Below are 23,320 nucleotides of genomic sequence, written 5' to 3'. Positions count from 1 at the left end.
CGCGCCCCCGGCATGCCCCGCAAGCCGGTGGCCACAAATTGGCCGCGCGGGGATGGCCCTCCCTGTAACAAGCGTCTCAAACCCGGTAAAGTCCCCGGGTCATCCCACCCTAAGGACCTGCCCCGCATGCCCAGATCCTCCAGTACCCAGGCCACCACCCGTTTTGCCATTCCCCGCACGCTGATGGCGGGTTTCGTCGTGGCGGCTTTGGCCACCCTGGTCATCGCCCTTGTGAATTTCCGCGCGTCCGAAACGCGGGGCGAAGCGGTGGCGGCGATGGATCGCACCACCCTGGCCATGCGCCAGCTCAACCTCTTCAGCTCCGCGCTCAAAGACGCCGAAACCGGCCAGCGCGGCTTTTTGCTGACGGGTGAGGTGTCCTACCTGCAGCCCTACCAGCTGGCATTGACGTCGCTGGAGCGCCAGATGACGGCGCTCAAGGCCAGCACCAACGAAGAACCCATTCACCGGCGCCTGGTCACGCAGATCGATGACCTTACGCGCCAGAAGCTGCGCGAACTGAACGAGACCATCGAGCTGCACAAGGGCGGCAACCGGGACGCCGCCATGGCCCTGGTGCGCACCGACGCGGGCAAGAACCTGATGGACCGGGTGCGCGACCTCTCGTCCGACCTGTTCACCCTGCAAAGCCAGCAACTGGAAGCCCGCCGCCAGGCCTGGGTGGATGCCGCCACGATGTCGGCCTACTACTCGTGGGGCGGCTCGATCGTGCTGCTGGCGCTGATCTGCGCCTCGGCCGCCATGACCTCGCGGGAATACCGCTCCAAGTCGCGGCAGTCGTGGGTGTCCGCCGGCCTGACCGGCCTGGGCCAGCGCCTGCAGGGCGACCACCGGCTGGAAGACATCGGCAAGCTGGCCCTGGAGTACCTGGCCGGGTACCTCAAGGCCAACGTGGGTGCAGGCTACGTGGCCGAGTCCGGCGGCGGGTTCTCGCTGTTCGGCGGCTATGCGCTGCCGCGCGAGAGGCTCACCCAGACGCTGCTGGCCGACGAAGGCCTGGTGGGCGAGGCAGCGCGCACCCGCACGCTGCTGCACGTGCGCGATGTTCCTTCCACCCACCTGCTGGTGTCCTCCAGCACCGGCCAGTCGAGCCCGGCCGAGCTGCTGGTGGCCCCCGCGGTCGAAAACGGCAAGGTGTATGCCGTGATCGAGCTGGGCTTCTACCGCGCGCTGGACGATGCCGAGCGCAACCTGATGGAGCGCGCCTCCGAGATGCTGGCCATCGCCATCCGCTCCGGTGCGGACCGCACCCGGCTGGAAGCGCTGCTGGAGGAAACCCAGCGCCAGTCCGAGGAACTGCAGACGCAGCAGGAAGAGCTGCGCGTGAACAACGAAGAGCTGGAGCAGCAAAGCCGCATCCTGCAGGAGTCGCAGGCGCAGATGGAGGTGCAGCAGACCGAGCTGGAGCAGACCAACGCCCACCTGGAAGAGCAGACCCAGCAGCTGGAATACCAGCGCGAGCAGATGCTGCGCGCCCAGAGCGCCCTGACCGACAAGGCGCGCGAGCTGGAAACGGCCAGCCAGTACAAGAGCGAGTTCCTGGCCAACATGAGCCACGAGCTGCGCACCCCGCTGAACTCCACGCTCATCCTCGCCAAGCTGCTGGCCGACAACAAGCCCGGCAACCTCTCCGGCGACCAGGTCAAGTACGCCCAGACCATCTACTCCGCAGGCAACGACCTGCTGGCGCTGATCAACGACATCCTCGACCTGGCCAAGATCGAGGCCGGCCAGGCCACCGTGTCGGTCGAGCCCGTGCAGGTGGGCAAGGCGGTGCAGGCGCTGGTGGAGCCGCTGCGCCTGCTGGCCCAGGAAAAGGGCCTGGCGCTGTCGGCCACCGTGGCGGCCGACGTGCCCACGATGGAGACCGACCCGCTGCGCCTGGGCCAGGTGCTCAAGAACCTGCTGTCCAACGCGCTCAAGTTCACCGAAAAAGGCTCGATCACCCTGCAGGTCTCGCGCGGCACGGGCGACACGGTGGTGTTTGCGGTGCGGGACACCGGCATCGGCATCCCGGCGCACCAGCAGGAGTTGATCTTCGAAGCCTTCCGCCAGGCCGATGGCAGCACCCACCGCAAGTACGGCGGTACGGGGCTGGGCCTGTCGATCTCGCGCGACCTGGCGCAGCTGCTGGGCGGTGCGATCTCGGTGGAGAGCAGCGCGGGCGAAGGCAGCGTGTTCACATTGACACTGCCCGCGCGGCTGGCGGCGTTGCAGGCTGATCCTGCAGCGGTTTCAAACTCCCCGCACACAGCACAAACAGCACACACGGCCAACGCAGGCCACACCGCCCATGGGGCGACGCCGTCAGCGCTGGCGCCAGCCGCGCCCCAGCTGGCAGGCGTGGTGCAGGCACTGAGTTCGATCGCAGCGCCACCAGCGGCCCAGGCAGGCGGCAGCGCCACCGCGGTGGTGCCCCAGCGGGCCAGTGCCCGCAGCATCCTGGTGGTTGAAGATGACGAACGGTTTGCCAACATCCTGTGCGAGCTGGCCCGTGAAATGGACTTTGAAAGCCACATGGCTGCCAACGCGGCGGACGGGCTGGCCATGGCCGCGCAGCTCTTGCCCAGCGCCATCGTGCTCGATGTGAACCTGCCCGACTTCTCCGGCCTGGGCGTGCTCGACCAGCTCAAGCGCAACCCCGCCACGCGGCACATCCCTGTGCACGTGGTGTCGGTGGCGGACTATTCACAAGAGGCCATGGGCCGTGGCGCCGTGGGCTACGCGCTCAAGCCCGTCAAGCGCGAAGAGCTGGTGCAGGCCCTGCAGCGCCTGGAGGCCAAGTTCACCCAGAACCTGCGCCGCGTGCTGGTGGTGGAAGACGACGAGCGCCAGCGCGAGAGCGTGCGCCACCTGCTCAGCCGCGACGACGTGGAGATCGTCTGCGCCGGCACTGCCGGCGTGGCGCTGGACCACCTGCGCGGCTCCACCTTCGACTGCATGGTGATGGACCTGAACCTGCCCGACCTGACCGGCTTCGAGCTGCTGCAGCAGATGACCGAGCAGGACGGCGTGTCGTTTCCGCCCGTCATCGTCTACACCGGCCGCGCACTGTCGCGCGACGAAGAGCAGCAGCTGCGGCGCTTCTCCAAATCCATCATCGTCAAGGACGCCCGCTCGCCGGAGCGCCTGCTGGACGAGGTCACGCTGTTCCTGCACCAGGTGGAGTCGGAGCTGTCGGTCGAGCACCGCCAGATGCTGCAGTCCGCGCGCAGCCGCGAGACGGCGCTGGAAGGCCGCAACGTGCTGGTGGTGGAAGACGACGTGCGCAACGTGTTCGCGCTCTCGAGCATCCTGGAGCCCACGGGCATCAAGCTGCAGATCGCCCGCAACGGCATCGAGGCGCTGCAGGCGCTCGAGCGCGCCGACGCCAGCGGCCCTGCGGTGGACCTGGTGCTGATGGACATCATGATGCCGGAGATGGACGGCTACACCGCCATGCGCGAGATCCGCAACCGCCCCGCGTGGCGCCGCCTGCCCATCATCGCGCTGACCGCCAAGGCCATGAAGGACGACCAGGAAAAGTGCCTGGCCGCCGGTGCCAACGACTACATCGCCAAGCCGCTGGATGTGGAAAAGCTCCTGTCGCTCGTGCGCGTCTGGATGCCGAAGTAAACCCTGCAGCGAGCCCCGACGCCCGGCCCATGTCCCTCCTGAAGAAAGCGAAGACCGCAGACATCGAGCAGCACCTGCTGATCGATGCGATCTACCACCGCTACCACTACGACTTCCGGGGCTACTCGCCCGCATCGCTCAAGCGCCGGCTGAACACGGCGCTGATCGAGTTCCAGTGCAAGACCCTGTCGCAGCTGCAGGATCGCGTGCTGCACGAGCCCCACGTGTTCCCGGCGCTGCTGGAATACCTCACCGTGCAGGTGAGCGACATGTTCCGCGACCCCACGTACTTCCGCTCGCTGCGCGAGGAAGTGGTGCCGCTGCTGCGCACCTACCCCTCGCTCAAGGTCTGGGTGGCCGGCTGCAGCGCGGGCGAAGAGGTGTACTCGCTGGCCATCCTGCTGCAGGAAGAAGGCCTGCTGGACCGCACCCTGATCTACGCGACCGACATCAACCCCCACGCGCTGCGCCTGGCCGAGTCCGGCGTGTTCGACCTGGCGCGTGTGGCGGCATTCACCGAGAACCACGCCCGCTCCGGCGCGCGCAGCTCGCTGTCGGACTACTACACCGCGCGCTACGGCCGCGTGGTGTTCGACAAGTCGCTGCGCGAACACGTGGTGTTCTCGGACCACAGCCTGGCCACCGACAGCGTGTTCGCCGAGGTGCACCTGGTGTCCTGCCGCAACGTGTTGATCTACTTCGAGCGCGACCTGCAAAACCGCGCGCTCGGGCTCTTTCGCGAGGCGCTGTGCCACCGGGGCTTTCTGGGCCTGGGCTCCAAGGAGTCGCTGCGCTTTTCGGCCGAGGCCCCTGCGTTCGACGACTTCGTGCTGGAAGACCGCATCTACCGCAAGAAGGCCGGCCTGTGAACGCTGCAACCATGTCTGCGGCCACCGCCCCCGGCACCTCGTCCTCATCCGCGTCGGGTTCCTCGTTCGCGTACGACGCCATCGTGGTGGGCGGCTCCTCGGGCGGCGTGGAGGCCCTCGTGGCCCTGCTGCCCGCCCTGCCGGCCACGCTGCAGGCCGCCATGGTGGTGGTGCTGCACCTGCCGCGCGACCGGCGCAGCCTGCTGGCGGACATCTTCCGCCAACGCTGCGCCCTGCCGATGCAGGAGGCCGGGGACAAGGACCGGATCGAGGCCGGCACGGTGTACTTTGCGCCGCCGGACTACCATCTGCTGGTGGATGACGGGCCGCGCCTGTCGCTGTCGGTGGATGCACCGGTGCACTTCTCGCGGCCTTCCATCGATGTGCTGTTCGAATCCGCCGCCGACCTGTACGGCCCGCGCCTGGTGGGCATTCTGCTGTCAGGCGCCAACGAAGACGGGGCGCAGGGCCTGGCGGCCATCCGCTCGGCCGGGGGCCTGGCCATCGTGCAGGACCCTGCCAGCGCCCCCATGCCGACGATGCCGCTGGCCGCACTGGCCCGCACGCCCGTAGACCACTCCCTGCCCCCTGCGGGCATTGCAGCATTGCTTGCGCAACTGCACCAACAAAGCCTGCTGTGACGATGATGTACCCCGACCGCCCGATGAACGACCTGACATCACCGCCCCAGCCCCCGCCTGCCGAGCGCATCAAGTGCCTGCTGGTCGACGACGTGCAGGAAAACCTGATCGCGCTCGAAGCCCTGCTGCAGCAGCGCGAAGGCATCGAAATCCTGAAGGCCCAGTCGGGCCCCGAGGCGCTGGAGCTGCTGCTCAGCCACAGCGATGTGGCCCTGGCGCTGCTGGACGTGCAGATGCCGGAGATGAACGGGTTCGAGCTGGCCGAACTGATGCGCGGCAGCGAGCGCACGCGGCACATTCCGCTGATCTTCATGACCGCCGGTTCACGCGAGCAGAACTGGCAGTTCCGGGGCTACGAAAGCGGGGCGGTGGACTTCTTGTACAAGCCGATCGACCCGCACATGCTGGCCACCAAGGCCCAGGTGTTCTTCGAGCTGCACCGCCGCAAGCAGGCGCTGGCCCACGAGCTGCACGAACGCACGCAGGCGCTGCGCATCAACGAGATGTTCATGGCCGTTCTGAGCCATGACCTGCGCACGCCCCTGATGTCGATCACGGCGGCAGCCACCGTGCTCAAGCGCCAGCCCGACGCGGACAAGATCGACGCGATGGCGGACCGTTTGCTCAGCAGCAGCCAGCGCATGAGCCGCATGATCGAGGACCTGCTCGATGTCACGCGCATCCGGCAAGCGGGTGGTCTGGGGCTACAGCCGGGCCCCACCGACATGCAGGCGCTGGTCCAGCGCATCCTGGCCGAAATCCAGGCCAGCTACCCGGAACGCCGCATCGACTCCACGCTGCAGGGGGACCTGGCGGGCACCTGGGACGGCGAGCGGCTGTGCCAGGTGGTGACCAATCTGGTGGGCAATGCCGTACACCACGGCACCGAGACCGAGCCGGTGCGGGTGCTGCTGGATGGCCGCCGTGCCGACACGCTGGTGCTGCAGGTGTCCAACGGCGGCACGATTGCGCCCGACCTGCTGCCCCACCTGTTCGACCCATTCCGTGGCCGCGAACGTGCGCCTGGACGGCAGCAGGGCCTGGGGCTGGGCTTGTTCATCGCAAACCAGATCGTTCTGGCGCATGGCGGGAGCATCGAGGTGTCGTCGCAGCAGGGCGTCACGCACTTCCGGGTCGAGCTGCCACGTGCGGCCCCGTGCCCTGTGAGGGATCGGCGGGCCTGAAGCGAGGCACCGCTTGAGTCGCCAGCTGCTGGTTGGTAGCTTGCTGGTTCGCAGCTTGCTGGCGAGTAGGTGGCAGCCGCCAGTCGCCAGTCGTCGCCTCGCACCTCGGCACTACCGCCAGAGGCGATGGCTCCGAACGCGAGTCCGTATCAGGCGGCGGTGCCGTGAACCGCGGCGCGGATCGAGCCCAGCAGGCTCTCCAGGTCTTCCAGCTCGAAGGGCTTGAGCAGCGTGCGCACATTGGGGCCCCACGCCGAGGCGTAGTCGCCCAGCTCGTAGCCGGTGCACAGCACCACCCAGCGCTGCGGGTCCACGGCCAGCACCTTGCGGGCCAGGTCCGTGCCCGACATGCCGGGCAGGCTCACGTCCGAGACGAGCAGGTCGAACGGATCGTCGGCGTCCAGGACCAGCGCTTCCTCGGCCGTGGCGCACGAGGTCACTGTCTGGCCGTCGCCTTCCATCAGCATGCCGATGGTCTCGCGCAGCTCGGGGTTGTCTTCAACGTACAGAATTCGCATAGATCACCGGTTGGTCAAGCCGCCATGCCACCGCCACGGGGGCAGCACGACCAAAACTCGCATCATCCGTACAACTGCTCACACATGTTGTAGGACAAAACGCACTTTGACGGGCCTGGGTACCGGGACGGCCCTGGGGGCCGCCCTCCGGTGAGCTCCCACAATCAATCTTCCAGCAGGGAGCGCAGCATCCACGCCGTTTGCTCGTGCACCGTGAGGCGCTGGGTCAGCAGATCGGCCGTGGGCTCGTCGCTGGCCTTGTCGGCCACCGGGAACAGGCTGCGGGCCGTGCGAGCCACGGCTTCGTGGCCTTCGACCAGCACACGCACCATGTCGAGCGCCTTCGGGGGCTGGCTGGGCGCGTCGGGCACGGTGGCCAGCTTGCCGAATTCGGCGTACGAGCCGGGAGCGATGTGGCCCAGCGAGCGGATGCGCTCGGCAATCGGGTCCACCGCGTTCCACAGCTCGGTGTACTGCGCCATGAACATGGTGTGCAGCGTGTTGAACATGGGGCCCGTCACGTTCCAGTGGAAGTTGTGCGTGGTCAGGTACAGCGTGTAGGTATCGGCCAGCAGGCGCGACAGGCCCTGGGCGATGGCAGCGCGGTCCTTGTCGCTGATGCCGATGTTGATGCGGGGGGCGGTGGTGGAGACGGCGGGGGAGATGGTGGTCTTGGGGGCCTTGGCCATGGGGAGCTCCTTCGTTGGATGAGGGTCAATCGATGGAATCCGCCGTGTGCTGCGGCCCCGGTGGGCCCGGGGCTGCAGCGCACGGCGGCTGACGGATCACTTTAGCGCAGTGCCAAAGCCATCACTGCATCTGGCTCAAATTCCCGATGCGCACCAGCATCTCGGTGAACATCTGCATGTCCGCGTCCAGATCCACCACTTCCTTGAACTCCTTGGCGTTGTGCGCCGTGTACTTCTTGCCGGGCATGGCGGGGCCGAAGTTGATGGCGTTGGGCATGAGCTTGGCCGTGGTGCTGCCGGCCGTGGGCACAGGCTTGGCTTCCAGGCCCGTGGTGTCGCCGAAGGTATTGAGCAGCGTGGAGAGCCAGGCGCCCTTGGGGTCGCGCGCCATCCAGTTGCCCTGTTGGTGGTCCACCTCCACCGCCACGCCGGCCTGGGTGCCCCAGGCCTTGATCTTGGCCGACGTGGCCTGCGAGAGCGCCTCGGGCGTGCTGCCGCGGGGCATGCGCACGTTCACCAGCACATCGACCTTGCCGTCCTTCTCGCGCACGAGGTTGGGCGACATGGTGAGCGGGCCCATGAAGTCGTCGGCATACGCCAGGCCCAGCGTGCGGCCCAGGTAGTCTGTGCCGTACAGGTCGTTCAGGTAGCGCACGGCCTGCGCGTAGCCGTTGGGCGCCAGCGCGACGCCGGACTCCTTCAGGAACAGCGCCAGGCGCGGCAGCGGGTTCACGCCTTCTTCAGGGCGCGAGCCGTGGGCCGATGCGCCGGTGACCTTGATCTGCACGGCGGCGCCGTCCTGGGCCACGTCGATGCTGAAGGGGCCGCCCTGCGGCTTGTACTTCTCGACGAACGCAGCCTTGGCAGCGTTCAGGCGCGCCGCCACATCGGCCGTGGTGCCGCCTTGCAGCCTGGCCGTGGCAGTCTGCGGCACGGCATTGGTCGACGCAGCACCTGCCATGGCGGTGATGGCGGTGGCGCCAGCACCGGCTGCCGACCCCAGCGCGAACGAGGCGCGCAGTGCGCCGGAGCCCTTTTCGGCCACCACGGCGGGGTACTTGCTGTCCAGCACGATGTTGTACTCGGGCAGCGCGGTCTTGGCGCGGTAGTACTTCATCGCGTCGCCACCAGTCTCTTCGGTCGTCTCGATCATGAGGCGGATGGTGCGCGACAGCGGCAGGCCGCTTTCCTTCACGGTTTTCATGGCGTACAGCACGGCCGCGATGGAGCCCTTGTCGTCGATGGAGCCGCGGCCGTAAAGGTTGCCGCCCACGCGGGTGAGCTTGAAGGGGTCCAGGCGCGTGCCGTCGTCCAGCACCCATTCGTCGGCCACCACAGGCACCACGTCGGCGTGGGTGAGGATGCCAAACTCTTCTGCGCTGCTGCCGGGCAGCTTCACTTCGAAGATGCGGTTGTCCACGTTGCGGTACACCAGGCCGAAGTCGCGGGCCATGCCCTCCACCAGCGTGCCGAAGGCGATGATGTTCTTGTCCTCGTGCGGCGGCACCTTGTCGGCGCGCACCGTGGGGATGGCCACCATCTTCGCCGTGGCATCGATCACCGCCGCCTGGTTGTGCAGGCGGTTGTACAGGCCCAGCAGCCGGCTGATGTTGACGAGGTCATCGCCCGCCAACGGCTGCTTGGCTGCATAGGCGGCCACGCTGGCGCGCAGCAGCGGGTTCTCGCGCGCGGCCTGGGCCAGGAACTCGGTGAAGCTGCCTTGGGCTGCGGCGGGCAGCGTGGCCACCAGGCGGTCCATGTCGGCCTTCTTGACCGTGCCCGCCGAGGGTGCGTTGGTGGGCATGCTCGTGCACGCGGCCAGGCCCACGGCCAGGCTGGCGGCCATCAGAATCTTCTTCATTGCTTGTTGTCCTTGGGTTGTGGAAGGCGCACGGCGCCTGCGGGCCGCATATCGCTCGGCCCGCAGTCCGGGCAGCAGGTTGTTGCCGCCCGTGGCGGGCCCCTGAAAGACTGCACGCCATGCGGGGCGAAAGTGTAGCCCTTGCCGCCCTGCTCGGGCGGCGATCGAAACTGCCGTCGAAGCAATGTTCAGGACAGGCGCTTGACGCCCGGCAGCTCGCACGCGTACACCGCGTTGCGCAGCGCGGCAATCGCCTCGTACCGCGTGAAGCTGCGCCGCCAGGCCAGCACCACGCGGCGCATGGGCGGTGGGCTGCCGTCCTCCTCGCGGATGGGCAGGTAGCGCACGTAGGTTTCGTCGCTCTTGCGGCGGCGCGACACCGTGAGCAGCGCATCGCGCGGCACCGACAGGCGCGGCACCAGCGTCACGCCCATGCCTGCCGCCACCATGTGCTTGATGGTCTCGAGCGACGAGCCCTCGAACGACTTGCGGATGCCCTCGGCGTTGCTGGAAAAGCGCGCGAACTCGGGGCAGACCTCGAGCACATGGTCGCGAAAGCAGTGGCCCGAGCCCAGCAGCAGCATGGTCTCGCTTTTAAGTTCTGCCGCCGTGATGGACTTCTTGCCCGCCAGCGGGTGCGAGCTCGGCACAGCCGCCATGAAGGGCTCGTCGTACAGCGGCGCCATCGCCAGGCCGGTGTCGGGGAACGGCTCGGCCAGGATGGCGCAGTCGATCTCGCCGGTGCGCAGCATCTCCAGCAGCTTGACGGTGAAGTTCTCCTGCAGCATGAGCGGCATCTGTGGCGAGCGGCCGATGGCCTGGCGCACCAGGTCGGGCAGCAGGTAGGGGCCGATGGTGTAGATCACCCCCAGGATCAGCGGGCCCGCCAGCGGGTCCTTGCCGCGCTTGGCGATCTCCTTGATGGCCGCGGCCTGCTCCAGCACGCTCTGCGCCTGCCGCACGATCTCCTCGCCCAGCGGCGTGACCGACACCTCGCCCGCGCTGCGCTCAAAGAGCTTCACATCGAGCTCTTCCTCCAGCTTCTTGATCGCCACCGACAGCGTGGGCTGCGAGACGTAGCAGGCATCAGCCGCATGGCCAAAGTGCTTCTCGCGCGCCACGGCGACGATGTATTTGAGTTCGGTCAGGGTCATGGTCTGTTCCTGGGCTGGGGGTGAATGGCAGTCCCCTGCCCGTGGCGGCTTCGGGGGAATGCCATCTTCATGCCTTCAGATAGTCCGATTTTCCACCCAACCAGCGCGCCACGTGTTTCGCCGCCAGGTCCGGGTAGCGGTCCAGCATCACCGGCGCCAGTTCGCGGGCCCAGTCGAGCAGCACGGTGTCGGTGGCCAGGTCGGCAAAGCGCAGTAGCGCGTCGCCCGACTGGCGCGCGCCCAGGAACTCGCCGGGGCCGCGGATCTCCAGGTCGCGGCGGGCGATCTCGAAGCCGTCGTTGGTCTCGGCCATGGCGCGCAGGCGTTCCTTGGCGGTCTCGCCCACGCGGCCGCTGTCGTTGGTGGCATACAGCAGCACGCAGGCCGACGCGGCCGCGCCGCGGCCCACGCGGCCACGCAACTGGTGCAACTGCGACAGGCCGAAGCGCTCCGCATGCTCGATGACCATGAGCGAGGCATTGGGGACGTCCACCCCCACCTCGATCACGGTGGTGCTGACCAGCACGCCCATCTGGCCGCTGGTGAACAGCGCCATCACCGCCTTCTTCTCGGCCGTGGGCATGCGCGAGTGCAGCAGGCCGACCATGCAGCCCGGAAGGGCCTCGCTCAAGTCGGCGTGGGTGGCGGTGGCGTTGGACAGGTCCAGCGCCTCGCTTTCCTCGATCAGCGGGCACACCCAATACACCTGCCGGCCGGCCTGCACCTGGGCGCCGATGCGGTCGATGACTTCGTCCTTGCGGCTGTCGGCGATCAGCTTGGTGACGATGGGCGTGCGCCCCGGGGGTAGCTCGTCGATCACCGAGACGTCGAGGTCGGCGTAGTAGCTCATGGCCAGCGTGCGCGGGATGGGCGTGGCGCTCATCATCAGCATGTGCGGCTCCATGCCGTGCTCTGCCAGCTTTTGCCGCAGCGCCAGCCGCTGCGCGACGCCAAAGCGGTGCTGCTCGTCGATGATGGCCAGCGCCAGGTTCTTGAACCGCACTTGGTCCTGGATCACGGCGTGGGTGCCCACCACCAGCGCGGCCTCGCCGCTCTCCACCAGCGCGAGCATGGCGGTGCGGTCCTTCTTTTTCTGCCCGCCCACCAGCCAGGCCACCTTGCGGCCACGCGCGGCCAGCAGCGGTTCGAGCCAGCCGATCATCTTGGCGAAGTGCTGCTCGGCCAGAATTTCAGTGGGTGCCATCAGCGCGCACTGCCAGCCCGCGTCCATGGCCAGGCACGCGGCCAGGGCGGACACCACCGTCTTGCCCGAACCCACATCGCCCTGCAGCAGCCGGTGCATGGGCACCTGGCGCGCCAGGTCGGCCGCGATCTCCTCGCCCACACGGCGCTGCGCGGCGGTCAGGCTGAAGGGCAGCACGGCCATCAGTTGCTCGTGCAGCGGCAGCGTGCCGTCGGTGGGCCGGCGCACGTGCAGCACGGGCGCCCGCAGCATGTCCCGCGCGCGGCGGGATTGCTGCTGCGACAGCTGCTGGGCCAGCAGTTCTTCCACCTTGAGCCGCTGCCAGGCAGGATGGCTGTGGTCTTCGAACGTGGACATCGCCACATCCGGCGTGGGATGGTGCAAAAAAGTGAGCGCCTCGCGCAAGCTGAACAAGCGCGGGAGGCCATTTTGGCTATTGAACCGCGCATACGGCGGCTCGGTGCCAGGGGGCAGTGTGTCCGACAGGTCCACCCGGGCCAGCGCACCGACCACCGCGCGGCGCAGGTAGGGCTGCGGCAGGCCGGCCGTGGTGGGGTAGACGGGCGTGAGGGCGGCGGGCAGCTCGCCGCCCGCCAGGCGAAACGCCGGGTGCAGCATCTGCCGGCCCCAGAAGCCGCCCTTGACCTCGCCCCGGATGCGCAGGCGCGCGCCCACCGACAGGGTCTTTTGGTGCGAGGGGTAGAAGCTGAAGAAGCGCAGTTCGCAGGTGCCGGTGTCGTCTTCGACCTGCACCAGCAGCTGGCGGCGCGGGCGCAATTGCACCTCGCTGGCGATCACGGTGGCTTCGACTTGCACCATCTGGCCGTCGCGCGCATTGGCCAGCGGCGTGATGCGGGTCTCGTCCTCGTAGCGCAGGGGCAGGTGCAGCGCCAGGTCGATATCGCGCTTGAGGCCCAGCTTGTGCATCGCCTTCTGCGCTACCGACGCGCCGCCTTTGGCCGCGCCAGCAGGCGCTGCCGCGGCTTTGGGGCTCAGGGGAACGCGGGGGGCAGCGGCGGGCATGGAGCAGGGTGGTGCGAACGAAGCATCGAATCAAAAAGGCTACCACGGTTACCCTGGCCAGCGCCTGAAGGCGGGCGTCTTTTCCCCGGTCCCGGGCCTTGCGCAGCCGCATCGCCATCCGGCACGGACCGTAGCGCGTGGTGCAGGAGGGCGCATGGGACAATCGCACCCTTCTTTCTCCGACCTTCGCCTTTCTTGGCACGGGCCCGTCCGGCCCTCAAGCACCATGACCGACATCGACCCCGGCGCGCCGCGCGCCTACACCCTCAGCGACTTCGACTTCTCGCTGCCCCCCGAACTCATCGCCCAGCACCCCGCCGCAGAGCGCAGTGCATCGCGCCTGCTCGACGGCCGCGCCATCGAGCCTGCCGACCGCATCTTCCGCGACCTGCCCGGCCTGCTGCGCGCGGGCGACCTGCTGGTGTTCAACGACACGCGCGTGGTCAAGGCGCGCATCTTTGGCGAGAAGGCCAGCGGCGGCAAGCTGGAGCTGTTGATCGAGCGCGTGCTGCCCGCCGAAGCCGACAACCCGGGCAATGAAGTCGTCGCCCACATGAAGGTCAGCAAGAAGCCCCTGCCCGGCAGCACCGTGCACATGGCCGGCGGGCGCCACGGCGGCGGCTTCGACGCCACGCTGCTGTCGCGCTGGCCCCATGAGGACGGCCCGCTGTTCCGCTTTGCGCTGCACGGCCCTGCGGGCGAATCGCCCTGGGAGCTGATGGAGCGCCACGGCCACCTGCCGCTGCCGCCCTACATCGAGCGCCAGCAGAACGCCGACCACGACCCCGACGAAGCCGAGGACACCCAGCGCTACCAGACCGTGTTCGCCCGCAACCCCGGCGCCGTGGCCGCGCCCACGGCCGCGCTGCACTTCGACGACGGCGTGCTGGACGACCTGGCGGCGCGCGGCATCGAGCGCGCCAGCGTCACGCTGCACGTGGGCGCCGGCACCTTCCAGCCCGTGAAGACCGAGAACCTGGCCGAGCACCAGATGCACAGCGAGTGGTACGAGGTGCCGCACGCCACGCTGGCAGCGCTGGAGCGCTGCCGCCAGCGCGGCGGTCGCGTGGTGGCGGTGGGCACGACCACGGTGCGCACGCTCGAATCATGGGCCCGCTCGGGCCAGGCGTCGGGCGACACCAGCATCTTCATCACGCCGGGGTTTGCCTTTCAGGTGGTGGACGTGCTGATCACCAACTTCCACCTGCCCAAGAGCACGCTGATGATGCTGGTGAGCGCCTTTGCCGGCTACGCGCATGTGATGGGCCTGTACCGCCACGCCATCGCACAGAAGTACCGCTTCTTCAGCTACGGCGACGCGATGCTGCTGGAGCGCACGCCCGCGCGCTGACCGGCGATGCGGCCCGGCGGCCCCAGGGCAATCGGCGGGATCAAGGGCAGTTGGTGACGGGCGCTATGCGCGGTGCGGCGCCCGCATCGGGCAGGCGATTGGCCGACGGCAACCGCACGCAGTAACTGCTGCCGCCCAGGCCCTGCACCTGCGCCACGCGCGCCCCATCGCCCCCGCGCCATTCACGGGTCGCAACCGCGCCACCCCAAGGCATGGCAGCACCTGCGCCTGCGCCGGCCGCCCGTTGCGCCGCCGGAACCTCACCGTGGCGACGCTGCCATTCGCGCTCCTGGCGGTCGGCACGGCCCACAGCGTCGGGGCTCCAGCGCAGCGGGGCATCGGCCATCCGGCTGTCGGACGCAGGCAGCTGCGGCGCGGGCGCTGCGGCAGTCGCGGCCTGTGCAGGGGGCTGCTGCACGGCGGGTGGCGGGCCGCCGATGACCGTGCCGGTCACTGCCTCGGCGGGCGCGTTGGCGCTGCGGGGGCGCTCTGCCGCACGCACCGGCCGCGATGCAGATGCGGGAACGGAACCCTGGGGGCGAGCCTGCGCACGCTCCGGGTCGCGCACCGCCGTGGCGGGCTGCAGCACCTCGGCAGGCGTGATCCACTGCACCTCCATCGCCTGTCGCGGTGATGCGGGTGGTGGCGGTGGTGGCGACGGGAAGATGCGGCTGCTTGGCAGATTCCACGCGGTCAGGATGACGCCGTGCAGCAGCACGGAGGCCACCACGGCCACCGCCACGCGCCTGCGCCGGCTGACGGGAGCGGCACCCCAGCCCCACTGGCGCACTTACACGCCTTCTTGCACCGCGCCGTCGTCGGCGCCATCGCCGCCGCTGTCCACCCACGCCAGCAGGTCGCCGGGCTGGCACTGCAGGTACTCGCAGATGGCCGACAGCGTCTCGAAGCGCACGCCCTTGACCTTGCCGCTCTTGAGCAAGGACAGGTTGGCCTCGGTGATGCCCACATGGGCCGCCAGATCGCGCGACTTGACCTTGCGGCGCACCAGCATCTCATCCAGGGTGACAACAATCGTCATGGTGTGGCAGTCGCTCTCGGAACCTGTTTTCAGACAAACGCATCGGATTCGGCCTTCAGGCGTCTGCCCTCGGCGAGCACGTGGGCCAGCAGCAGCATCATCAGCCCGACCACCACCACACTCATCTCGAACGAGCTCACGCCCAGCACGACCATACCGCCCTTTTGCCCCGACGCGAGCCACGACAGCAGCGCCGAGACGCCGACCTGGTAGACCAGCGACGCCACGAACATCGCCAGAAAGCCCCAGCCCACGCCCCGGAAACCGCGCACGACCTCCGGGCCGAACACCTCGCCGCGCAAGAAGGCGCGGCAGATGCGGTGCACGCACAGCACGGTGTACAACAGGGCCAGGCCGGGTATGCACTCCAGCGCCACGCCCAGCCAGCGCCAGGCCGTGTCCATCGTTGCCGGCGCGACCACGCCCGCCACCATGGCCTGCGCAGGCACCACGGTCACAGGCAGCCAGCGCCCCCAATCCATCGCATGCCCGATGGCGGCCCAGCGCGCCAACGACAGCCCGATGGACACCAGCGCACAGGCCCAGCTGGCCACGAGCAACCCCCAGGCCAGCCGCCGAAAGGCGGTGCTGTGGACCGATGAGCGCTGCAAAGCAAGGGAATGAGGCATCTGGACACCTGGAATTTTCTGTAAAACAATAATAGCATGCCGTTTTACAGTAATTATTTCCCCATGCAACGCAGCTCCCTGTCTTCCCCGAGCAAACCTGAACCCGCACCCGCACTGCTGCGCGCTGCCCACTCAGCTTTTTCCGGCAGCCGCCGGGCACTGTGGAGCAGACCCTTGCTGCTGGCTGTGTGCGCCGCGGGGCTGCTCGCCGCATGCGGCAGCGTGCCGGTGTCGTCGCTCTGGAAGCTGCGCAAGCTGCAGATCGAAACCCTGGACCCCGCGGCGCTGCGCGCAGCCGTGGTGCACAGCCCGAGCCTGCGGCTGCACGGTCAGTCGCTGGTGCTGTCGGTGGGCGTGTCGCGCAAGGTGCGCCTGCCCGGTGGCCGCGACACGGTGGAACGCCTGGAAGAAAAGCTGCCGCTGCAGGAACTGCGCAGCATCGCGGAGCGCAGCCCGCTGGCGCCCTACGAGTCCACCCACACCGTGGTGCAGGTCTGGCGCATCGAGCCCGCCGCCCTGCCGCGCCTGCAGGCCTTGCGCGCCAAGGCCCTGGCCTGGAAGGCCACCGACGACGGGCCGCGGGAACTGAGCCTGGGCCTGGAGCTGGCCGGCTGCCAGAAAAATGGCTTGAGGAACCAAGTGGTGAGCACCCTGATGCGCTTCACCGACCCGGGCGAGTACATCCCCCTCGTGCGCAACATCGACGTGGCCGAGACCATGCCGGCGGCCGAGTTGCAAAAGCGCTTTCCGGACTGCGCAGCGGGCTGACACGCGCGCCGCGGCCGTGGACGGCCTGCGCCCCCGCCGCCTGCGCGCCAGGGCCGGTGGTCAGAAAGCGACCGCGTGCCCGTCCTTGCGCGGGTCGGAGCCGGCGATGTAGTGACCGCCCTCGCGCAGCACGAGTTGCGCGCCGCCGAAGGCGAACACGCCGTTGCCCTCTTCCACCGTGACCTCGTGGCCCCGCGCACGCAGCGCCGCCACCACGGCGGGGTCGAACGCGGGCTCCACGGCCACGCCCTTGCCGCCGGTCACGCGCCAGCGTGGCGCGTCGGCGGCGGCCTGGGGGTTCTGGCCGTAGCGCAGCACGCGCAGCGCCATCTGGGTGTGGCCCTGGCTCTGCATGGGGCCGCCCATCACGCCAAAGGCCATCTGCGGCGTGCCGTCCGCGTGCATCGCAAACGCCGGGATGATGGTGTGCGAAGGGCGCTTGCGCGGGCCCACTTCGTTGGCGTGGCCGGGCCTGAGGTTGAAGCCGTGGCCCCGGTTCTGCAGGCTGATGCCCGTGCCCGGCACCACCACGCCCGAGCCGAAGCCCATGTAGTTGGACTGGATGAACGAGACCATCATGCCGGACGCATCGGCCGCGGCCAGGTACACCGTGCCGCCCGGACGCGGCGCGCCGTGGCCGGGGTCGCCGGCACGCTCGGGGTCGATGAGCGCCGCGCGGCTGCGCAGGTAGTCGGCCTGCAGCAGGTCGCGGGGAGTGACCGGCATCGCGTCGATGTCGGCGTTGTACTGGTCCAGGTCGGCCAACGCGAGCTTCATGGCCTCGATGCTGGCGTGCACCGTCTCGACGCTGTCGAGCGGATGCTTGCCGACACCGTGCGCGTCGAGCATGCCGAGCGCCATCAGCGCGGCGATGCCCTGGCCGTTGGGCGGGATCTCGTGGATCACCGATTTGCCGAAGCGCTGCTCGATGGTGCCCACCCAGTCGGCCTGGTGGGAGGCCAGGTCTTCGAGCGTCATCGCGCCGCCGTGGGCCTGCGCATGGGCCACCATGCGCTCGGCGATGACGCCGCGGTAGAAGGCCTCGCCCTGCGTTTCGGCGATCAGCTCCAGCGTGCGGGCATGCGCCTCGCTGCGGAAGATCTCGCCCGCCTGCGGCGCACGGCCACCGGGCAGAAAGCATTCGGCGAAACCGGGCTGCGCGCCCAGCTTAGCACCGCCCAGCGCCCACAGGCGGGCGATGGTGGGCGACACCGGAAAACCATGGCGCGCGTAGTCGATGGCAGGTTGCGCCAGCTGTGCGAAGGGCAGCTTGCCCAGGCGTTTGGACAGCGCCACCCAGGCCGAGACGGCGCCCGGCACGGTGACCGCGTTCCACCCCGTCTCGGGGATGCCGCCCAGCTTCTCAAAATACTCCGGCGACCACGCAGCCGGCGAGCGGCCCGAGGCATTGAGGCCGTGCAGTTCCTTGCCGTCCCACACGATGGCAAAGCCGTCGCTGCCGATGCCGCAACCCGTGGGCTCGACCACGGTGAGCGCCATGGCGGCGGCGATGGCGGCATCCACCGCGTTGCCGCCCGCCAGCAGCATGCGCAGCCCCGCCTGCGCGGCCAGCGGCTGCGAGGTGGAGACCACATTGCGCCCCATGACCGCGCTGCGGTGGGAGGCGTAGGGAAGGGACCAGTCGAGGGTTGGGTTATTCATAGCGTTCTGACTCCGTGGCTCGCAAGGGTTGCGGTGCGTGGAAACTGGCGCGGCGCAAAGCGAGGGGCGCCGAGGAAGGGCCACCGCGCACCGAGGGCGTCGTTCTCTAGGGGAAGGCCGAAGTCGGCTCCTGCGGGTTCGCGTTCAATAATTCAATACCCAAGCCGTTCGGGCTGAGCCTGTCGAAGCCTTGCACGGCGCTTCGACAAGCTCGGCGTGAACGGTGCTGTAGTTGTTTGACAGCAATCGGATGACGGGGGATATCACTCCACCGTGATTTTGTGTTGCCGAATCACCGTCGCCCACCGGTTGCTGTCGGCCTGCACCATCGCACCGAACTGCGCGGGCGTGCGCGGCGCAGCGGGCTCCACGCCCAGCTTGGCCAGGCTCTCGGCCACTTCGGGCGCCTGCACCGCCTTGGCAAAGGCCTTGTGCACCTTGTCGACCAGTGCGGGCGGTGCGCCTGCTGGCAGGTACACGCCGAACCAGGTCACCGACGAATACCCGGGCAGGCCGGACTCGGCCAGCGTGGGCAGCTCGGGCGCCAGCGTGCTGCGCTTTTCGCTGGTCACGGCCAGGGCGCGCAGGCGGCCGGCCTTGGCGTGCGGCATGCCCGTGGGCAGCGAATCGAACAGCACATGGGTCTGCCCGGCGATCAGGTCCGGAATGGCCAGCGCCGTGCCCTTGTAGGGGATGTGCGTCATCTCCACGCCAGCCTGCGCGCTGAAGGCCGCGGTGTTCAGGTGCACGATGGTGCCGTTGCCGCTGGTGGCGTAGTTGAGCTTGCCGGGATGGGCCTTGCCGTAGGCGATCAGCTCGGCCACGTTCTTGACGGGCAGGGAGTTGGTCACCAGCAGCACGCTGGGTGCGTCGGCCACGTGGGCCACCGGCGTGAAGTCCTTGCGCGGGTCATAAGCCAGGCGCGGCATCAGGTGGGGCGAAATGGCGTGCGTGCTGCTCGTGGTGAGCAGCAGCGTGTAGCCGTCCGGCGCGGCCTTGGCGGCCTCGGCCGTGCCGATGGTGCCGCCCGCGCCGGGCTTGTTGTCCACCACCATCTGCTGGCCCAGGTCGGCCGCCACGCGCTGGGTGACCACGCGCGCGACCAGGTCGGTCGCCCCGCTGGCCGGAAACGGCACGATCACGCGCACGGGCTTGTCGGGCCACGCGGCCTGCGCCTGTGCGCTGGCGCCGCACACCATCAGCCCGGCCATGAACAGAACACGACGGCTCCACGGAAAAAGACGCATACAGGTACTCCAGAAGAAGAGGAAAGGCGCACGGTGCCGCACACACAGGTCACAGGTCATAGGCCGCAGGTGGCGGGCACGCAGGCAAGACCGGCGGCTGCACAGCACACGCATTGATGACCAGTCAACCATCTTAGAAAGCCCGCGCCCGCAACACCAACGCCAAATAGGCAAGCAGCTTTGCCGCGGCGGCAAACCACTTCATACTTTGGGCTGCCCAACGGCAAAACACTGCAAACCCCATACCCGCTCGTTGCCCCATGCGCCCCCAGCTTCTGCAAGACACCGCCCTGCGCTACTTCCTGGAGGTGGCGCACAGCGGCTCGCTCACCGAGGCATCGGCCCGCCTGCACGTGGCCGCCTCGGCGTTGAGCCGCCAGATCGCGGGGCTGGAGGCGCAGCTGGGCACGCCGCTGTTCGACCGGCACCCGCGCGGCATGGTGCTGACCGCCGCCGGGGAGATATTGGCCGTGCACGCCCGGCGCACGGTGCTGGACGCCGAGCGCGCGCTGGGCGAGATCGGTGCGCTGCAGGGCCTGCGCGCGGGGCAGGTGCGGCTGGCCACATCGGACGCGTTTGCCAACGAGCTGGTGCCGCGCCTGTGCGTGGAGTTTCAGCGCACGCACACCGGCATCCAGTTCAGCGTGATCTCACTGCCCACCGCCCAGGTGCCCGACGCCGTGCGCAGCGGCGCGGCCGACATCGGCCTGTGCTTCAGCCGCGCGCCGCACAAGGACGTCGAGGTGGCCTACCGGCAAAACGCCCCGGTGCTGGCGCTCGTGCCGCCCGGCCATGCGCTGGCGGGCGCGGCCAGCGTCACGCTGGCGCAGATGGCCGCCTACCCCCTGGCCCTGCCGCCGGCCGAGACCACGGTGCGCCAGATGATCGACATCGTCTGCAGCCGCCAGGGCCTGCAGCTCGAAGCGGTGCTCATCAGCAACCACGCCAAGACGGTGCTCAACTTCGTGGCGCACGGTGGCGGGCTGTCGGTGGCCAGCGAGATCGCTGCGCGCCACCTGGTGGCCGCCGGGGCCGTGGTGGCCGTGCCCATCAGCGACGCCGGCATGGACCTGCGCGACCTGGAGGTGCAGACCCTGGCCGGCCGCAGCCTGCCGGTGGCCGTGCAGGCGTTTCTGGACCTGCTCAAGGAGCGGCTGCCGGGTCGCTGGTAGGTGCGCCGCCCTCCTCCGCACGGGGCAGGCCCAGGCGGATCGGCCCGCCGGGCGCTGTCGCATCGACCGGCACGCCGCCGCGCGTCACGCGCAGGCGCTGGTGCTGCGCCAAGGCCTGCGCGACCTGGCGGACCTGCAGCATGTGGTCGCGCCACGCGCCATCCTCACCCACCAGTGACCGCGCCACCTCCGACGGGCAGATGGTCACACTCGCTTGGCGCAGCGCCAGCAGGGCGAAGATGCGGTCTTCGATGTCAGCGTCCGTCATGGGTGGTCCCTTCGTACCGCAGAAACTGTCACGGCCATGTGCAGCGCTGCTGGGGCATGGTCACAAGGCCGGCAGCCAGTCGGCCTGCACAGTCAGTCAGTACCCGTGCTGCGCCCGGAAGTCCCGCGCCTGGCTGAAATGCCCGTTGCCGATGAAGGGCACGGGCGGGCGCAGGGCGGACAGCGGCGAGGGGTGGTTGGACGTGAGCAGCAAGTGCCCACGGTCCTGTGGGATCAGGGCGCGCTTGGATTGCGCATGCGAGCCCCAGAGCATGAACACCACCGGCCGCTCGCCCTCTGCCACGTGGCGGATGACCGCGTCGGTCAGGGCCTCCCAGCCTTTGCCGGCGTGGCTGGCGGGCTGGCCCTCTTCCACTGTGAGGCCGGTGTTGAGCAGTAGCACGCCCTTTTTGGCCCACTTCACCAGGCTGCCACCGGGGTCGGGGAAAGGCGGAAACGGCGTATTCAAATCGCGCTGCATCTCCTTGAAGATATTCTGCAGCGAGGGCGGCAGGCGCACGCCCGGCGCCACCGAGAACGCGAGCCCCTCGGCCTGGCCGCGCCCGTGGTACGGGTCCTGGCCCAGGATGACCACGCGCACCTCGTCCGGCGGCGTGAGCTCCAGCGCCCGCAGCGGGCGGGGCGGGAAGATCACCGCACCCGCGTCGAGCCGCGACTGCAGAAAGGCGAGCAGCGACCGGCCGCGCGCTCCGGCAAAGAAGTCATCGACCAGCGGCTGCCAGCCGGGTGCTACAGGCCAGTCCGCGGGGTCGGCGGTCTGCAGTTGGGTGGGGTTCGCAGCGGCGTCATTCATGGTCAAAAAGGCCTCTACCGCTTGATGGACAAGCGCAACAAGCTATCAAAAAAGGAGCAGACGCAGAATCAGGCGAACAGCTTCGCCAGCGCTTCACCCGGCTCCGGCGCGCGCATGAACACCTCGCCCACCAAAAACGCGTGCACTCCGGCATCGCGCATGCGCTTCACGTCGTCGGGCTTCAGGATGCCCGATTCGGTGACCAGCAGCCGGTCGGCAGGCACGTCCTTGAGCAGGCCCAGGGTGGTGTCCAGCGTGACCTCGAAGGTGCGCAGGTTGCGGTTGTTGATGCCCACGAGCGGCGTCTTGAGCTTGAGCGCGCGCTGCAGCTCGGCGCCGTCGTGCACCTCCACCAACACTGCCATGTCCAGGCTGCGCGCGATGGCTTCGAAGTCGGCCATCTGGGCGTCGTCCAGGCTGGCCGCGATCAGCAAGATGGCGTCGGCGCCCATCGCCCGCGACTCATAGATCTGGTACGCATCGACCATGAAGTCCTTGCGCAGCACGGGCAGCTGGCAACTGGCACGCGCCTGCTTCAAGTAATCCACGCTGCCCTGGAAGAACTGCTTGTCCGTCAGCACCGACAGGCAGGCCGCGCTCACCTTGCCGTCGCCATCGGCATAGCTCTGCGCGATGTCGGCGGGGATGAAGTCGGCGCGCAGCACGCCCTTGCTGGGGCTGGCTTTCTTGACCTCGGCGATCACCGCCGCCTGGCCTTTGGCGATCTTGGCGCGCAGCGCGCCTTCGAAGTCGCGCGTGAGCACACGGCTCTCGGCATCGGCGCGGATGGCGTCGAGGGGTGTGCGCTTCTTGGCAGCGGCCACTTCTTCGTGCTTGACGGCCACGATCTTGTTGAGGATGTCGGACATGTTTAATTCTCACAAAAATGGTTAGTCAGCGTCACCAACGGTCGGTGCAGATCAGGATCTTGTCGCTTCAAAAGTTACGACGTTTGTCGTGTTTTGGTCGGCCCCAACAAAGAACCCGAGCGTCGGATACCCAGCCGCTCGGCGAGTCGATCCACGCAGCGGTCCATCATCCTCGCGTCACCGACGCCGCGACCTCCAACAGGGACCATCATCAACGTTGCGACCGGCCCCCGGCGAACGTGGCGCAACTCCAGTAGCCATGCCGGTTGTTGATCTACATCGCTACCCAAATAACAGCCCAAACTGAAATCTGGCCCCAATGAGATCGTGGAATATCCAGACAACCACACAGGGGTCAACGTCCGTTGCTCAAAGTTCACTTCCCAGCCTCGGTGGCGGTTCGGAGGCCACGTACGCTGCACATTCCTTGTGGCAACAAAGACACCGCATCCAATCAGGCAAATCCCCTGCAATAAAAGGCTCCCATCATTCTCCGCCGAGGCAACGTGGAGCAGCCACAGGCCCAGCCCTGCCATTGCCGCACCCACCAGCACAGAGAAAAGCATCGAACCGCCCGTCGCCATTTGCAACGGCAGCCACACACGGGACTGCTGCTCAACAGCAGCGACGAGCCCGTGCAGGGTCCTGGGGTGCGCCAGTTGCCGCATGACGGCGCTCAAACCTCATCCTTGAACGCGAGCTGGGACGGTTCGCAGTAATGCG

At 68.5% G+C, this 23,320-nt stretch carries 21 protein-coding genes; 7 read left to right on the top strand and 14 right to left on the bottom strand.

Annotated elements, in window-relative coordinates; translation table 11 throughout:
- The first annotated feature begins 126 nt into the window (after positions 1-126).
- Genes ASF16_RS22550 through ASF16_RS22535 form a run of 4 tightly spaced genes read left to right on the top strand, consistent with a single transcriptional unit; the run spans position 127 to position 6,330 of the window.
- The gene (locus ASF16_RS22550; protein WP_056172528.1) at positions 127-3,636 is read left to right on the top strand and encodes a response regulator; all 3,510 of its coding nucleotides are present in this window, start codon (positions 127-129) and stop codon (positions 3,634-3,636) included.
- 29 nt (positions 3,637-3,665) lie between these two features.
- Complete coding sequence (locus ASF16_RS22545) at positions 3,666-4,505, top strand: protein-glutamate O-methyltransferase CheR (RefSeq protein ID WP_056172525.1); 840 nt, start codon at positions 3,666-3,668, stop codon at positions 4,503-4,505.
- Positions 4,506-4,516: 11 nt separating this feature from the next.
- Complete coding sequence (locus ASF16_RS22540; RefSeq protein ID WP_056172523.1) at positions 4,517-5,146, top strand: chemotaxis protein CheB; 630 nt, start codon at positions 4,517-4,519, stop codon at positions 5,144-5,146.
- A 23-nt stretch (positions 5,147-5,169) separates the two neighbouring features.
- Positions 5,170-6,330: a hybrid sensor histidine kinase/response regulator gene (locus ASF16_RS22535; RefSeq protein WP_056173008.1), complete on the top strand. Its 1,161-nt coding sequence runs from the start codon at positions 5,170-5,172 to the stop codon at positions 6,328-6,330.
- Positions 6,331-6,479: 149 nt separating this feature from the next.
- Here ASF16_RS22535 and ASF16_RS22530 read toward each other — a convergent pair whose 3' ends face one another.
- From ASF16_RS22530 to recG, 5 genes are all read right to left on the bottom strand, one after another.
- Complete coding sequence (locus ASF16_RS22530; protein WP_056172520.1) at positions 6,480-6,848, bottom strand: response regulator; 369 nt, start codon at positions 6,846-6,848, stop codon at positions 6,480-6,482.
- Between the two features lie 164 nt (positions 6,849-7,012).
- Complete coding sequence (locus tag ASF16_RS22525; RefSeq protein WP_056172517.1) at positions 7,013-7,537, bottom strand: Dps family protein; 525 nt, start codon at positions 7,535-7,537, stop codon at positions 7,013-7,015.
- Between the two features lie 121 nt (positions 7,538-7,658).
- Positions 7,659-9,398: a dipeptidase gene (locus tag ASF16_RS22520; RefSeq protein ID WP_200926959.1), complete on the bottom strand. Its 1,740-nt coding sequence runs from the start codon at positions 9,396-9,398 to the stop codon at positions 7,659-7,661.
- A 188-nt stretch (positions 9,399-9,586) separates the two neighbouring features.
- Positions 9,587-10,552 (bottom strand): LysR substrate-binding domain-containing protein, encoded by a 966-nt coding sequence (locus ASF16_RS22515; protein WP_056172514.1) that lies wholly within the window; start codon positions 10,550-10,552, stop codon positions 9,587-9,589.
- 67 nt (positions 10,553-10,619) lie between these two features.
- Positions 10,620-12,683 (bottom strand): ATP-dependent DNA helicase RecG, encoded by a 2,064-nt coding sequence (recG, locus tag ASF16_RS22510; protein WP_369817190.1) that lies wholly within the window; start codon positions 12,681-12,683, stop codon positions 10,620-10,622.
- Between the two features lie 322 nt (positions 12,684-13,005).
- Here recG and queA point away from each other — a divergent pair, with 322 nt between their 5' ends.
- Positions 13,006-14,130: a tRNA preQ1(34) S-adenosylmethionine ribosyltransferase-isomerase QueA gene (gene queA / locus ASF16_RS22505; protein ID WP_056172509.1), complete on the top strand. Its 1,125-nt coding sequence runs from the start codon at positions 13,006-13,008 to the stop codon at positions 14,128-14,130.
- Between the two features lie 40 nt (positions 14,131-14,170).
- Here the strand turns inward: queA and ASF16_RS22500 are convergent, their stop codons facing one another.
- Genes ASF16_RS22500 through ASF16_RS22490 form a run of 3 tightly spaced genes read right to left on the bottom strand, consistent with a single transcriptional unit; the run spans position 14,171 to position 15,798 of the window.
- The gene (locus tag ASF16_RS22500; RefSeq protein ID WP_156372201.1) at positions 14,171-14,920 is read right to left on the bottom strand and encodes a hypothetical protein; all 750 of its coding nucleotides are present in this window, start codon (positions 14,918-14,920) and stop codon (positions 14,171-14,173) included.
- Positions 14,921-15,169, bottom strand: a complete 249-nt coding sequence (locus ASF16_RS22495) for a helix-turn-helix transcriptional regulator (RefSeq protein ID WP_056172504.1) — start codon at positions 15,167-15,169, stop codon at positions 14,921-14,923.
- Between the two features lie 29 nt (positions 15,170-15,198).
- On the bottom strand, positions 15,199-15,798 hold the full coding sequence (locus tag ASF16_RS22490) for a DUF2975 domain-containing protein (protein WP_235507488.1): 600 nt from the start codon (positions 15,796-15,798) through the stop codon (positions 15,199-15,201).
- A 63-nt stretch (positions 15,799-15,861) separates the two neighbouring features.
- Between ASF16_RS22490 and ASF16_RS22485 the strand changes: the two genes are divergently transcribed.
- Positions 15,862-16,566 (top strand): hypothetical protein, encoded by a 705-nt coding sequence (locus ASF16_RS22485; protein ID WP_156372200.1) that lies wholly within the window; start codon positions 15,862-15,864, stop codon positions 16,564-16,566.
- A 60-nt stretch (positions 16,567-16,626) separates the two neighbouring features.
- Here ASF16_RS22485 and ASF16_RS22480 read toward each other — a convergent pair whose 3' ends face one another.
- Positions 16,627-18,228, bottom strand: coding sequence for a gamma-glutamyltransferase family protein (locus ASF16_RS22480; protein WP_056172492.1), 1,602 nt, complete (start codon positions 18,226-18,228; stop codon positions 16,627-16,629).
- 263 nt (positions 18,229-18,491) lie between these two features.
- On the bottom strand, positions 18,492-19,475 hold the full coding sequence (locus ASF16_RS22475; RefSeq protein WP_056172489.1) for a tripartite tricarboxylate transporter substrate binding protein: 984 nt from the start codon (positions 19,473-19,475) through the stop codon (positions 18,492-18,494).
- A 260-nt stretch (positions 19,476-19,735) separates the two neighbouring features.
- Between ASF16_RS22475 and ASF16_RS22470 the strand changes: the two genes are divergently transcribed.
- A complete protein-coding gene (locus tag ASF16_RS22470; protein WP_056172487.1) occupies positions 19,736-20,647 on the top strand; it encodes a LysR family transcriptional regulator in 912 nt (303 codons plus the stop codon).
- Here the strand turns inward: ASF16_RS22470 and ASF16_RS22465 are convergent.
- From ASF16_RS22465 to ASF16_RS26395, 4 genes are all read right to left on the bottom strand, one after another.
- Positions 20,619-20,915, bottom strand: a complete 297-nt coding sequence (locus ASF16_RS22465) for a DUF3253 domain-containing protein (protein WP_056172484.1) — start codon at positions 20,913-20,915, stop codon at positions 20,619-20,621. The two genes, ASF16_RS22470 and ASF16_RS22465, sit on opposite strands and share 29 nt — an antisense overlap.
- Positions 20,916-21,011: 96 nt before the next feature.
- The gene (locus tag ASF16_RS22460; protein ID WP_056172481.1) at positions 21,012-21,728 is read right to left on the bottom strand and encodes a uracil-DNA glycosylase; all 717 of its coding nucleotides are present in this window, start codon (positions 21,726-21,728) and stop codon (positions 21,012-21,014) included.
- A gap of 68 nt (positions 21,729-21,796) precedes the next feature.
- Positions 21,797-22,597: an indole-3-glycerol phosphate synthase TrpC gene (trpC, locus tag ASF16_RS22455; RefSeq protein WP_056172478.1), complete on the bottom strand. Its 801-nt coding sequence runs from the start codon at positions 22,595-22,597 to the stop codon at positions 21,797-21,799.
- A 74-nt stretch (positions 22,598-22,671) separates the two neighbouring features.
- Positions 22,672-23,277, bottom strand: a complete 606-nt coding sequence (locus ASF16_RS26395; protein WP_156372199.1) for a hypothetical protein — start codon at positions 23,275-23,277, stop codon at positions 22,672-22,674.
- Between the last annotated feature and the right edge of the window lie 43 nt (positions 23,278-23,320).

It is taken from the genome of Acidovorax sp. Leaf78, from assembly GCF_001422735.1.
In the GTDB taxonomy this organism is placed as follows: Bacteria; Pseudomonadota; Gammaproteobacteria; order Burkholderiales; family Burkholderiaceae_C; genus Acidovorax.
The sequence above is the reverse complement of the archived record's forward strand: the minus strand, read 5'-3'. Positions and strand labels throughout refer to the sequence as shown.

Bases quoted from the DNA above. Each gene is read 5' to 3' on its own strand.
- recG (WP_369817190.1), bottom strand. From the start codon at position 12,683: ATGCACAAGCTGGGCCTCAAGCGCGATATCGACCTGGCGCTGCACCTG.
- ASF16_RS22490 (WP_235507488.1), bottom strand. From the start codon at position 15,798: ATGCCTCATTCCCTTGCTTTGCAGCGCTCATCGGTCCACAGCACCGCC.
- ASF16_RS22520 (WP_200926959.1), bottom strand. From the start codon at position 9,398: ATGAAGAAGATTCTGATGGCCGCCAGCCTGGCCGTGGGCCTGGCCGCG.
- ASF16_RS22475 (WP_056172489.1), bottom strand. From the start codon at position 19,475: ATGCGTCTTTTTCCGTGGAGCCGTCGTGTTCTGTTCATGGCCGGGCTG.
- ASF16_RS22545 (WP_056172525.1), top strand. From the start codon at position 3,666: ATGTCCCTCCTGAAGAAAGCGAAGACCGCAGACATCGAGCAGCACCTG.
- ASF16_RS22480 (WP_056172492.1), bottom strand. From the start codon at position 18,228: ATGAATAACCCAACCCTCGACTGGTCCCTTCCCTACGCCTCCCACCGC.
- ASF16_RS22530 (WP_056172520.1), bottom strand. From the start codon at position 6,848: ATGCGAATTCTGTACGTTGAAGACAACCCCGAGCTGCGCGAGACCATC.
- ASF16_RS22535 (WP_056173008.1), top strand. From the start codon at position 5,170: ATGAACGACCTGACATCACCGCCCCAGCCCCCGCCTGCCGAGCGCATC.
- ASF16_RS22485 (WP_156372200.1), top strand. From the start codon at position 15,862: ATGCAACGCAGCTCCCTGTCTTCCCCGAGCAAACCTGAACCCGCACCC.
- trpC (WP_056172478.1), bottom strand. From the start codon at position 22,597: ATGTCCGACATCCTCAACAAGATCGTGGCCGTCAAGCACGAAGAAGTG.
- ASF16_RS22540 (WP_056172523.1), top strand. From the start codon at position 4,517: ATGTCTGCGGCCACCGCCCCCGGCACCTCGTCCTCATCCGCGTCGGGT.
- ASF16_RS22470 (WP_056172487.1), top strand. From the start codon at position 19,736: ATGCGCCCCCAGCTTCTGCAAGACACCGCCCTGCGCTACTTCCTGGAG.
- ASF16_RS22525 (WP_056172517.1), bottom strand. From the start codon at position 7,537: ATGGCCAAGGCCCCCAAGACCACCATCTCCCCCGCCGTCTCCACCACC.
- ASF16_RS22550 (WP_056172528.1), top strand. From the start codon at position 127: ATGCCCAGATCCTCCAGTACCCAGGCCACCACCCGTTTTGCCATTCCC.
- ASF16_RS22460 (WP_056172481.1), bottom strand. From the start codon at position 21,728: ATGAATGACGCCGCTGCGAACCCCACCCAACTGCAGACCGCCGACCCC.
- ASF16_RS22495 (WP_056172504.1), bottom strand. From the start codon at position 15,169: ATGACGATTGTTGTCACCCTGGATGAGATGCTGGTGCGCCGCAAGGTC.
- ASF16_RS22515 (WP_056172514.1), bottom strand. From the start codon at position 10,552: ATGACCCTGACCGAACTCAAATACATCGTCGCCGTGGCGCGCGAGAAG.
- ASF16_RS22465 (WP_056172484.1), bottom strand. From the start codon at position 20,915: ATGACGGACGCTGACATCGAAGACCGCATCTTCGCCCTGCTGGCGCTG.
- queA (WP_056172509.1), top strand. From the start codon at position 13,006: ATGACCGACATCGACCCCGGCGCGCCGCGCGCCTACACCCTCAGCGAC.